This window comes from Paenibacillus sp. FSL P2-0089 (genome assembly GCF_038595095.1).
In the GTDB taxonomy this organism is placed as follows: Bacteria; Bacillota; Bacilli; order Paenibacillales; family Paenibacillaceae; genus Paenibacillus_AQ; species Paenibacillus_AQ silagei.
In genome coordinates, this window is sequence record NZ_CP152006.1 from 903,321 (window position 1) to 914,410 (window position 11,090).

Genomic DNA, 11,090 nt, shown 5'->3' on the forward strand with positions numbered 1-11,090 from the left:
TCAACGCTTTTCAAGGACCGGATGCCTCTGCCATGTCACCAACATCGGCAGGGGCATTTTTGCTGTCAGGGGCTAGCAAAGCGGCGTATGGCCGAATGTAGTCGAAAAACCGACCACAATGCGCCGGGTGAGGGTGCGCGAGCCAAATGTAATCGCAAACAGACCACGTTCGGCGTTGCCTGGGAGTGTGCCGGATGGCGCACAAGTGAACGTGCATATCGCCTAAACCTAACATGATTTTTGCCACTTGCGGCATTTGTCAACCTGTGGACAACGTTATCCACATATTCCGCACGAGTTGTGTAAAAACCGTGTAAAATCAGCAATAACGCCTTTTTTGCGAGCACCATAAACAGGAGGTTATGCAATGAAACAAAATTGTGAGAATTGTGGATAATGTGGATAGTTCGGTGGATAAAAAGTCCTTGACAAGCAAAGCAGCCATTTTACGCATGAAAAAAGCCCCGAAGGGCTAATTTTAGACGATAGTTATGCACGGAAACTGTGGATGAGCCTGTGGATAACTAGATTTGAACAAATTGGAAACTGTTAAAATTTTTTTTGATGCGCCTTTACATTATTCCTCAGCCAGTTTCTCCCATTCGCTAAATAAATCTCCCAGCTCGCGTTTTTTGTCCTTAAGCTCACTTTCATGCTCCTGAAGCGCCATATAATCCTGATACACCTCAGGCTTAGTCATTTCATGCTCAATCCCCGCGATGGCTTCCTCCAGCTTCGCGATTTTCTCCTCCAGTTCGGAGATGCGGCGCTGGCGGTTTCGTTCCTCGCGTTTGGCCTGCTTCTCCGCCTCATAGGAGAGGGAACTGCCTTTCTCAGCGGATACCGCTTCAATGTCGGCATTGCGGGAGGACTTGGCGGCGGCAAGCTCGGCTTCCTCTTCGGCAATCGCTTTGAGCTCGAGCTTTTTCTCGATATAGTCGTCATAATTGCCCAAATACTGATCAATTCCGTCCGGGTGCAGCTCCAGTACCCGTTCAGCCATCTTGTTGAGGAAATAACGGTCATGGGAAATGAACAGCAATGTGCCTTCAAAATCGATCAGGGCCGATTCGAGCACCTCACGGCTGACGAGATCCAAATGGTTGGTAGGCTCATCGAGAATCAGCATATTGGCTCCGCGAAGCATTAGCTTGGACAAGGCCACCCGGGCCTTCTCGCCGCCGCTCAGCGCAGCTACCTTCTTAAGCACATCCTCTCCGCTGAACAGGAAGTTGCCGAGAATCGTACGGATTCTCGCCTCCTCCAGCATCGGATACTCACTCCACAGCTCCTCCAGCACAGTATTGCGCGGATTCAGCCGGGTCTGCTCCTGGTCGTAGTAGGCGATCTTCACCTTGGTTCCCCAGTTCACGGTTCCGCGGGAAGGCTCGCGGGTGCCGGTCATGCATTGCAGCAGTGTGGACTTCCCGATCCCGTTTGGTCCGATCAGCGCCGCTGTCTCGCCGCGCCGCAGCTCGAAGGAGGCATTGCGGAAGAGCGGTGCAGCCTCAGGACTGAAAGAGACTGCGACCTCCCGGACCTGCAGCACTTCCTTGCCGGACATGAAGTCAGGCTCGAAGGAGAAGCTGGCCTTCTTCAGGTCGCCCAGGGGCTTGTCGATACGCTCCATCTTGTCGAGCGCCTTGCGGCGGCTCTGTGCCCGCTTGGTGGTGGAGGCCCGGACAATGTTGCGCTGCACGAAATCCTCCATCCGTGAAATTTCGTCCTGCTGCTTCTCATACTGCTTCATACGAATCTCGTATTCCGCAGCCTTCAGCTCCATATAACGGCTGTAGTTGCCTGTGTATCTGCGCGATTGGTGCCGCTCGATCTCCACAATGGTCGTCACCAGGCGGTCAAGGAAATACCGGTCATGGGATACGACCAGGATGCCGCCGGCGTAGCCGCGCAGATAATCCTCCAGCCAGGTGAGCGTCTCGATGTCCAGATGGTTAGTCGGCTCATCGAGCATGAGCAGATCAGGGGCTTGAAGCAGAATGCGGGCCAGTGCCAGACGTGTCTTCTGGCCTCCGCTTAACGTTGAGATCGGAGTATCCGGTGCGAACTCTCCAAAGCCCATCCCGTGCAGCACGCTGCGGATACGCGTATTGATCTCATAGCCGCCGTGATCCTTGAACCAGTCGGAGCGTCTGGCATAGCGCTCCAGCAGATCCTCATAACGCTTCGGATCTTCGGCAAGTGCCGGATCGGCGATATCGGTCTCCAGCTGCCGCAGCTCGGCCTCTGCCTCCAGCAGCGGCGCAAATACCGCGAGCATCTCTTCCTGTATGGTGTTATCCGACTGCAGGCCGCTGTTCTGGGCCAAATAGCCAATCGTAGTCTCTTTAGACTTATGAATTTGTCCGCTGTCATAAGACATCTCACCCGCGAGAATCTGCAGAAAGGTCGATTTGCCTGCTCCGTTGACGCCAACCAGCCCGACTCTCTCCCTCTCGTTCACCATTAGGCTAATGCCGTCCAGCACGCTTTGTATACCGTATGATTTCGTAATTCCTGTCGCTTGAAGAAGCATTCTGATGAAACCTCCGCCCTTGCAAATTGGCCCCGGCGGCTTGCGCCCAGGCGATTGTCTAATCTTATTCTCCAGTTTACATGAAAAAGGTGGGGCATGCGAGGTTCATTCTTCTAACAAGGGGAATGAATCAACCTTGGCGAACCGGTGAGAAGAGTGGTAAACTGAGCTTACAAACTATGATAAGCTAGGAACAAGTGAAGGAGGAGGCTGCCTATGCAGGAGCACAGCATGCAGCTTGCCGGGCGGAAGCGCGAGCTTCGCACCGGGAATACCGCGCTCCGCGATGCCTTGCCCATGGAGCAGCGGGAGCTGTTATCCGCCCGGGTGTGCGCCCATGCCTGGAGCTGGTTCTCACAGGAAGGCGCAGCTTCACTGCTTGCGTATGCGCCGTTTCGCTCCGAGCTGGACTGCCGTCCGCTTCTTACGGCGGCATGGGCGGAAGAGCATAAGGTGCTGCTTCCCCGCGTTAACGGGGAGAGCGGGGACTTAAGCCTTCACCAGGTAAGCTCCTGGGATGAGCTTGTCCCTGGAACCTACGGGATCATGGAGCCGCCGGCCGGGAGTGCTGCTCTTGCCGGAGCCCTCGCACAAGCAGGACGTGGAACCGGCTGCCCGGAGGTTATCTTCGTGCCCGGACTGGCCTTTGACCGGCGGGGCGGACGCCTCGGTTACGGACGAGGATATTATGACCGCCTGCACACCGCATTGGAGGCAGGAGTCCCCGGTACGGCTGCCAAGCCTATGTGGATTGGTCTGGCCTACGGCCTCCAGCTGGTACCGGAAGTACCGCTTGAGGAGCATGATGCCTTAATGGATCTGCTGATTACGGAGAACGGCATCTGGGATTGCCGGAAGGAGAGGGCTGCATGGAATTAACTCATTTCAACGAGCAGGGCAGAGCCCGCATGGTGGATGTGAGCGACAAGGAGGTTACCAGGCGGACAGCGGCAGCCAGAAGCCAGGTGCATATGGCCCCGGAGACGCTGAGCGCCATTAAGGCGGGAACGGTCCGCAAGGGCGATGTGCTAGCGGTAGCTCAGGTTGCAGGAATCATGGCGGCGAAGCAGACCGCAAGCTGGATTCCCATGTGCCACCCGCTGCCGCTTACCGGAGTGGATATCCGCTTCATGGATAACAACAAAGATGAACTATATATAGAAGCAACCGTCAGCACTACCGGTAAGACCGGGGTGGAGATGGAGGCGCTGACTGCCGTATCGGCAGCGGCGCTGACCGTATATGATATGTGCAAGGCGCTGCAGAAGGACATGATTATCGGACCTACGATGCTGGTGTCCAAGAGCGGCGGCAAGAATGGGGATTACGCGCTGGAAGCAGAATAGAGCAGCAGCAGGGAAGGATACAGCCGAAGGCGCAGCGGCAGCTGCTTCAGCAGCCGGATATACATAGTACATAGAGAGGGAGGGACAACCTATGGCGTGGAAAACAGCAATCCTGACGGCCAGCGATAAAGGGGCCAGGGGCGAACGGGAAGACACGAGCGCCCAGGTGATTCGGGAGCTGGTGGAGGAGGAGCTGGGCGGCGAGATCATTGAATACCGGATCGTGCCTGATGAGCAGGATGAGATTATTGCTGCATTGATTGAGCTTACGGATTATTTCCAGGCGGATCTGGTGCTGACAACCGGCGGAACCGATCTGGCCATCCGCGATGTTACGCCGGAAGCGACGCGGCGGGTCATTGAACGCGAAGTGCCCGGACTCTCCGAGGCGATGCGCAGTACGGTGATGCAGAAGAACCGCGCAGCTATGCTGTTCCGGGGAATCTGCGGCATCCGCGGAAGAACTCTGATTGTCAATCTGCCCGGTACCCCGAAGGGGGTACATGAGAATCTGGCGGCGATTATGGATCAGCTTCCGGAAGCTCTGCTAATGGTTACGGGACAATACCGTCAGTAATCGGACTCTGCTCTCTTCACTTTTGTCTAAATCGTTCAGGATACACAATGGATGTGTGATATAAGTTATGGTATTATTATTTTATCGTTAACTATTGTCATGAACGGACAGAAGGATGGGAGGAAACCGGTATGTTAGGTGGTATTGGCACACCCGGAATTATCTTGTTGGTTATCTTGGCATTGCTGCTCTTCGGTCCCAATAAGCTTCCTGAGCTGGGGCGGGCAGTCGGGCGTACCTTCCGTGAATTCAAGGACGGTGCTCGGGAGATTGTGAACGAGCCGGAAGCGGCCAAGCGGAGCGAGACTGTTGCCCCTGCGGCTGCGCAGACGGCAGCAGCAGAACTTCCGCAGGACCGCCGTCTGCCGGAATAATTTTAAGGTTCCCACGCAGGGGCGTCTTTCCCAGGTCTGCTTTTAGACCGGGGCGGCGCCCTTTTTTTGAAGATGAAAAAATGTCAATCCGGGTGGTGTCAGTCATGTCTCTGGAAGCGGAAGAAATGTCCCTCGTCGATCATCTGACCGAGCTGCGCAGACGTCTTATCTACGTGCTGATCGTGTTCGTAGCAGGACTTGTGCTCGGCTTATTCGTCGCCAAGCCAATCTATCTGTACCTGATCAGCGCCGATGCTGCGCAGGGCTTCGTCCTGCATGCGTTCTCCTTCTGGGACGGAATCGGGATGTATATGAAGATCGCTATGGCGGTCTCGCTGGTCTTCTCCGTGCCGTTTATCGTCTACCAGCTATGGGCGTTTATCAGCCCCGGCCTGCGGCCTGTGGAGCGGAGCGCTGCCCTGCGTTATGTGCCTTATGTGTTTGTGTTGTTTATTGCCGGTATTGCTTTTGCCTATTACATAGTGTTCCCTATGGCCTTATCCTTCACGATTTCGATTACGCGGAATATGGGGCTTGAGGAGACCTACGGCATCGCCGAATACTTCGATTTCCTGTTCAGTCTGGTGATTCCGCTGGCCTTGCTTTTCGAGCTGCCGCTGATTGTCATGTTCCTGACCAAGCTGAGGGTGCTGAACCCGCTGCGTCTGCGCAAGATGCGCCGTTATGCCTATTTCGCGCTTGTGTTCATTGCCGTGGTCATTACGCCGCCTGATTTCATCTCGGACTTTCTGGTGACGATTCCGCTGCTGGTGCTGTATGAATTCAGTGTGTTTCTGTCCGCATTCGTCTACCGCAGGCAATTGGCTGAGGACGCTAAGCGGGAGTCGCGGTATGTGAAGGCAGATTAGTGGGAAGGGGGCATAATATGCCCCTTGCTGGATAGAATGTAGGAGAGTGTGTGACGGACAAGCGCTGAAACCATAATTTTGGCAAAAACAAATACGATTTTACGTAAAAGGACTTGAAATTCGCCTTCAAGTTGAGTATCATAAAAATTGTTGTTAGCACTACAGAGGGTTGAGTGCTAACGCTGCGAAAAAACCGGGAATAGCCGGAGCAACATCCCTTATCAAGATGCTGATCCGCTATATTGCCGCCCTGACGGCAGATCCCCGCAGCTCAATCTATGTTTTCAAGGCAAATCACATAATTTCAAAGGAGGCTATTTTTTCATGATTAAACCACTAGGTGAACGCGTATTGGTAGAACCAAGCGAGCAACAGGAAACCACTTCTTTCGGGATCGTGCTTCCGGACTCTTCCAAAGAGAAGCCGCAAGAAGGTACTATTATCGCTGTAGGCAGCGGAGCTTTGAAAGACGGAGTCCGTGTAGCGCTGGAAGTGAAAGAAGGCGACCGTGTGCTTTTCTCGAAATATGCCGGAACTGAAATCAAATACGAAGGCAAAGAATATCTGATTATGAAAGAAAGCGACATTCACGCTATTCTTGACTAGTCTTAAGCGTCTCTCATAACTCAGATTCAGAATACATTCACAAATTATATTAGGAGGTTAACTATACAATGGCAAAAGAAATTAAGTTCAGTGAAGATGCTCGCCGTGCAATGCTGCGCGGGGTTGACGCTTTGGCAAATGCAGTAAAAGTTACACTGGGTCCAAAAGGCCGCAACGTGGTACTGGAGAAGAAATTCGGCAGCCCGCTGATCACGAATGACGGTGTAACCATCGCCAAGGAAATCGAACTCGAAGATGCCTTCGAGAACATGGGCGCACAGCTCGTTAAAGAAGTAGCTACCAAGACTAACGATGTAGCCGGTGACGGTACTACAACTGCAACGGTTCTGGCTCAGGCTATGATCCGCGAAGGTCTGAAGAACGTAACTGCAGGCGCTAACCCGATGGTTATGCGTAAAGGGATCGACAAAGCAGTGAAGGCTGCTGTCGCTGAACTGCAGAATATCGCTAAGCCGATTGTGGATTCCCAAGCGATCGCACAAGTAGCTGCAATCTCCGCTGCTGACGAAGAAGTGGGCCAACTGATTGCTGAAGCTATGGAAAAAGTGGGCAAGGACGGCGTTATCACCGTTGAAGAATCCCGCGGATTCCTGACAGAGCTTGAAGTGGTTGAAGGTATGCAGTTCGACCGTGGTTACATCTCCCCGTACATGATCACCGATACGGACAAGATGGAAGCCGTTCTGGAGAACCCGTACATCCTGATTACAGACAAGAAAATCAGCAGCACTCAAGAAATTCTTCCACTCTTGGAGAAGATCGTTCAACAGGCGCGTCCGCTGGTAATCATCGCTGAAGACATCGAAGGCGAAGCTCAGGCGATGCTGATCGTGAACAAGCTGCGCGGAACGTTCAATGCAGTAGCGGTTAAGGCTCCTGGATTCGGCGACCGCCGTGAAGCTATGCTGCAGGATATCGCTGCTCTGACAGGCGGCCAAGTGATCACTGAGAAGCTTGGACTGGATCTCAAGAGCACTTCTATCGAGCAACTGGGTAACGCCCGTCAAGTGCGCGTAACCAAAGAAAACACTACAATTGTAGACGGAAGCGGCGACAAGGCGGACATTAATGCACGCGTTAGCCAAATCCGTTCCCAGCTGGAAGAAACCACTTCCGAGTTCGACAAAGAAAAACTGCAGGAGCGTCTGGCTAAATTGGCTGGCGGCGTAGCCGTTGTAAAAGTCGGTGCTGCTACTGAAACTGAACTGAAAGAGCGCAAGCTTCGCATCGAAGATGCCCTGAACGCAACCCGCGCTGCGGTTGAAGAAGGTATCGTATCCGGTGGGGGTACAGCTCTTGTGAACGTATATGCTGCTGTAGCTGCTGTTGTAGCTGAAGGCGACGAAAGAACGGGTGTGAACCTCGTGCTGCGCGCACTGGAAGAGCCTGTTCGCACCATCGCTGCTAACGCAGGCCAGGAAGGTTCCGTTATCGTAGACCGTCTGAAAAAAGAAGCGATCGGCATCGGCTACAACGCTGCTACCGATGAGTGGGTTAACATGTTCGAAGCAGGGATCGTTGACCCTGCCAAGGTAACACGTTATGCTCTGCAGAACGCGGCTTCCGTAGCTGCTATGTTCCTGACTACTGAAGCGGTTATCGCTGACAAGCCAGAACCAGCCGCTGCTGGTGGCGGAATGCCAGATATGGGCGGCATGGGCGGTATGGGCGGCATGATGTAATAAGGGTGACAAACCCTTATGCATCAAGGGTTTCCTGAGAAGGAAACACCGTTTGACCACATAATGCAAAAATAAGAGGCTTCCTATGAGTTCATTGAACTTGTGGGAAGTCTCTTTTTCGTAGCTGAAATCTTTAATATTCTTCAATCTAATTCTTGATCTAAAAGAGGTTTTACTAAACGACGCACTTCGTCTGTTGAAGTGGTTTCCATTAATTGGTCTCTTAGTTCGTCTGCGCCTCTAAATCCACGAACATAGATTTTGAAATAGCGAAGAAGGGGTCTAAATGAACGTGGCAGGGTTTCTGTTGAATATTTATCGTGAAGATCCAACTGTAACAGAAGTAAATTGAGAAAATCCTTCGCGCTATGTTCTTTAGAGTCTTTCTCAAAAGCAAATGGATTAGTGAAAATGCCGCGGCCAATCATGATACCATCAACGCCGTGTTGTTCAACTATTTTTAATCCTGTTGCGCGGTCCGGAATATCTCCATTAATGGTTAACAACGTATTTGGGGCAATTTCATCGCGCAATTTTTTTATTTCAGGAATTAGTTCCCAGTGTGCAGCTACTTTACTCTTTTCTTTTTTGGTACGCAGGTGAATGGAAAGATTCGCAATATCTTGTTTCAATATATGTCCTAACCAATCGCGCCACTCATCAATTTTAGAGTAACCTAATCTTGTTTTAACACTAACCGGCAATCCACCTGCTTTTGCTGCTTGAATAATTTCTGCTGCAACTTCAGGATGACGTATTAATCCGGCCCCTTTTCCACTGGCTGCGGCGTTTTGTGCTGGGCATCCCATGTTTATATCGATACCACGAAAACCAAGTTTTTTCATATCAATACTCATCTGTTCAAAAAGTGCAGGTTTATTGCCCCAAATATGAGCGACAATCGGTTGCTCATCAGCTGTGAACATTAACCGGCCACCTACATTTTCTTTTCCAACAGGGTGACAATAATTTTCTGCACTTGTGAATTCTGTGAAAAACACGTCAGGTTTTGCAGCTTCACTAATGACGTGACGAAATACAATATCTGTGACGTCTTCCATTGGAGCTAATATAAAAAACGGTTTCGGTAAATCCAGCCAAAAGTTTGGTTCGTTACTCATATTATCTTCTCCTGTTGCAACATATAAAAACGATATAGTCTATAGCAAAGTCCTTTACCCATCATACATAGTATCATTATTTTTCGTTTGATGCACAGAATCAATGGCGTGAGCGACGGACACATTTGTGGTGTCTGCCAAAGTCGAGCGGCAAGTGAGAACTTAAAGATTTCTTTAACTTTCACACAGGGGTTAAACTGTCATGTTAGAGTAGCTTGATAGGGTTAATCAGCTAATTTAGGAGCAAAGAAGGGGATTTCCAATTGAAAGACCGGAACTTGATGGGGAAAATCCGAGGTTTTATCATTTTTTTAATCTTTCTTCTTGCATCAACTCCATCAGCAGCGGCACAAAGCTCAAATTATGCAGAAGCGCTTAACCACTTGGGATTGTTCAGTGGAACGGAGCATGGATATGAACTGTCGCGGGTGCCTACCCGGGCAGAATCCCTTGTAATGATGCTGCGGCTGTGGGGGAAGGAAGAGGAGGCCCTGAAAAGCACCTATAAAAATCCATTCACTGATACGGGGTGGGAAGGCCGCTACGTGTCGTATGCCTATACCAAGGGTGTAGTTAACGGAATTGATGATTTTCGTTTTGGCGGTAACCGGCCCATCTCTCTTAACCAATATTGTTCAATGGTATTAAGGGTGTTGGGATATTCAGAAACCAAGGGCGACTTCACCTATGGAACTGCGGTTTCTTTCGCCTCCATAGTTCTAGGAATAGACCTTACCAAAGAACGCGAATTCAATCGGGGAACGCTTGCAAAAATAAGCAGTTATGTTCTAAACACAAGACCCAAAAACCAACTTGCCACGCTAGGTCAAACCCTTAGTGCAACAGATGTCTTCACCACGCAACAATTAAACGAGGCAAGGGCACTTTGGGAGCAGGATAAAAATCTGGATGGAGCGACGATTTTAATCTATGCGGTTGGTTCTGATCTTGAATCTCAGCAAGGCCGGCTCACCGATGATTTGGAAGAAATTTTACGTGGTCAGCCAAACCAAAATACGAAAATCCTGATTCAAACAGGCGGAACGCTCAACTATCACAACAAATATATGGCCGATGGAGCATCCGAACGCTTTGAGGTTAGTCATGGACAACTTAAAAAGCATGAAAGCCAGATCCAAACCGCCGCATCAGACCCTAAAACATTAAGGGATTTTCTTGTATGGGGCAAAGCCGTTGCACCAAGTGAGCGTTACATCCTGATTCTATGGGACCATGGGTACGGTACAATGGGCGGATTTGGCGCAGACGAGCTAAATGGACGAAAAACGATGAAGGTCTCGGAGCTTTCCAAAGCAATCGGTTCATCAGATCTGTATTTCGACTTAATCGTCTTTGATGCATGTCTTATGGGCACCGTTGAAACTGCCTATGCTCTTAGAGATCAGGGCAAATATCTCATAGCTTCTGAAGATTCAACCCCCGCAGCAGGCTTGTATTATACCACATGGATAGGTGCGCTAGAGCGAAACCCGCAGATTAGCACGGAAAGAATAGGGCGGTTAATTTTAGATTCTTTTACCCTTCATTCGGGGATGGAAGCTAAGATGCAAACAACCATGTCCATGATGAAGCTGTCTCAGGCTGAATCCTTGGTTAAGGCCATAGAACACGCAGAGTTTGATCGCTCACTAACAGACCTTGCAAACCGCTCAGAGCTATTAGGCAAAAACGATGGGATATTCGATCAATATGATCTTATAGAGATTATGGGCCAATCATCAGAAGTCACTGCCGCCGCCCAAGCACTTTCCTTCGAAGTAAGAAATTCAGCAGGCTATAACCACCGCAACGGTGTAGCTGTATATGTCCCTAACCAAAAAATCGAACTCACCCATCAAATGAAACAAGAGCTGAAAGCCATTGGTCTTAGCTCAAAATACATAGAAACTATTTGCAGCGGAAATTAGCTGTAAAGGCTGATCGTTGTCCAGAATGTGGTC

General features: G+C 50.6%; 10 protein-coding genes. 8 read left to right on the forward strand and 2 right to left on the reverse strand.

Annotated features, from left to right (window positions below; all coding sequences use genetic code 11):
• Positions 1-577: 577 nt before the first annotated feature.
• On the reverse strand, positions 578-2,533 hold the full coding sequence (gene abc-f / locus NST69_RS03675) for an ABC-F type ribosomal protection protein (protein ID WP_342548514.1): 1,956 nt from the start codon (positions 2,531-2,533) through the stop codon (positions 578-580).
• 216 nt (positions 2,534-2,749) lie between these two features.
• Here abc-f and NST69_RS03680 point away from each other — a divergent pair, with 216 nt between their 5' ends.
• The 7 genes from NST69_RS03680 to groL all read left to right on the forward strand — a co-directional run bounded on the left by NST69_RS03680 (position 2,750) and on the right by groL (position 8,008).
• A complete protein-coding gene (locus tag NST69_RS03680; protein WP_339253958.1) occupies positions 2,750-3,412 on the forward strand; it encodes a 5-formyltetrahydrofolate cyclo-ligase in 663 nt (220 codons plus the stop codon).
• On the forward strand, positions 3,403-3,879 hold the full coding sequence (gene moaC, locus NST69_RS03685; protein WP_036723188.1) for a cyclic pyranopterin monophosphate synthase MoaC: 477 nt from the start codon (positions 3,403-3,405) through the stop codon (positions 3,877-3,879). The genes NST69_RS03680 and moaC overlap by 10 nt, the downstream gene beginning before the upstream one ends.
• Before the next feature lie 91 nt (positions 3,880-3,970).
• Entirely contained in the window at positions 3,971-4,456 is a 486-nt protein-coding gene (locus NST69_RS03690; protein WP_036693720.1) for a MogA/MoaB family molybdenum cofactor biosynthesis protein, read from the forward strand.
• A gap of 131 nt (positions 4,457-4,587) precedes the next feature.
• On the forward strand, positions 4,588-4,830 hold the full coding sequence (tatA, locus tag NST69_RS03695; RefSeq protein ID WP_036723189.1) for a twin-arginine translocase TatA/TatE family subunit: 243 nt from the start codon (positions 4,588-4,590) through the stop codon (positions 4,828-4,830).
• 104 nt (positions 4,831-4,934) lie between these two features.
• On the forward strand, positions 4,935-5,699 hold the full coding sequence (tatC, locus tag NST69_RS03700; protein WP_339253960.1) for a twin-arginine translocase subunit TatC: 765 nt from the start codon (positions 4,935-4,937) through the stop codon (positions 5,697-5,699).
• Between the two features lie 324 nt (positions 5,700-6,023).
• Complete coding sequence (gene groES / locus NST69_RS03705) at positions 6,024-6,305, forward strand: co-chaperone GroES (RefSeq protein ID WP_036723192.1); 282 nt, start codon at positions 6,024-6,026, stop codon at positions 6,303-6,305.
• Between the two features lie 68 nt (positions 6,306-6,373).
• A complete protein-coding gene (groL, locus tag NST69_RS03710) occupies positions 6,374-8,008 on the forward strand; it encodes a chaperonin GroEL (RefSeq protein WP_036723193.1) in 1,635 nt (544 codons plus the stop codon).
• Positions 8,009-8,151: 143 nt separating this feature from the next.
• Here groL and NST69_RS03715 read toward each other — a convergent pair whose 3' ends face one another.
• Positions 8,152-9,129 carry a tRNA-dihydrouridine synthase gene (locus NST69_RS03715; protein ID WP_342548517.1) on the reverse strand — a complete coding sequence of 326 codons (978 nt, stop codon included), beginning with the start codon at positions 9,127-9,129 and terminating at the stop codon, positions 8,152-8,154.
• A gap of 263 nt (positions 9,130-9,392) precedes the next feature.
• Between NST69_RS03715 and NST69_RS03720 the strand changes: the two genes are divergently transcribed.
• A complete protein-coding gene (locus NST69_RS03720; protein WP_342548519.1) occupies positions 9,393-11,057 on the forward strand; it encodes a clostripain-related cysteine peptidase in 1,665 nt (554 codons plus the stop codon).
• Positions 11,058-11,090 lie beyond the last annotated feature (33 nt).

Bases quoted from the DNA above. Each gene is read 5' to 3' on its own strand.
- groL (WP_036723193.1), top strand. From the start codon at position 6,374: ATGGCAAAAGAAATTAAGTTCAGTGAAGATGCTCGCCGTGCAATGCTG.
- NST69_RS03690 (WP_036693720.1), top strand. From the start codon at position 3,971: ATGGCGTGGAAAACAGCAATCCTGACGGCCAGCGATAAAGGGGCCAGG.
- moaC (WP_036723188.1), top strand. From the start codon at position 3,403: ATGGAATTAACTCATTTCAACGAGCAGGGCAGAGCCCGCATGGTGGAT.
- tatC (WP_339253960.1), top strand. From the start codon at position 4,935: ATGTCTCTGGAAGCGGAAGAAATGTCCCTCGTCGATCATCTGACCGAG.
- NST69_RS03715 (WP_342548517.1), bottom strand. From the start codon at position 9,129: ATGAGTAACGAACCAAACTTTTGGCTGGATTTACCGAAACCGTTTTTT.
- abc-f (WP_342548514.1), bottom strand. From the start codon at position 2,533: ATGCTTCTTCAAGCGACAGGAATTACGAAATCATACGGTATACAAAGC.
- NST69_RS03680 (WP_339253958.1), top strand. From the start codon at position 2,750: ATGCAGGAGCACAGCATGCAGCTTGCCGGGCGGAAGCGCGAGCTTCGC.
- groES (WP_036723192.1), top strand. From the start codon at position 6,024: ATGATTAAACCACTAGGTGAACGCGTATTGGTAGAACCAAGCGAGCAA.
- tatA (WP_036723189.1), top strand. From the start codon at position 4,588: ATGTTAGGTGGTATTGGCACACCCGGAATTATCTTGTTGGTTATCTTG.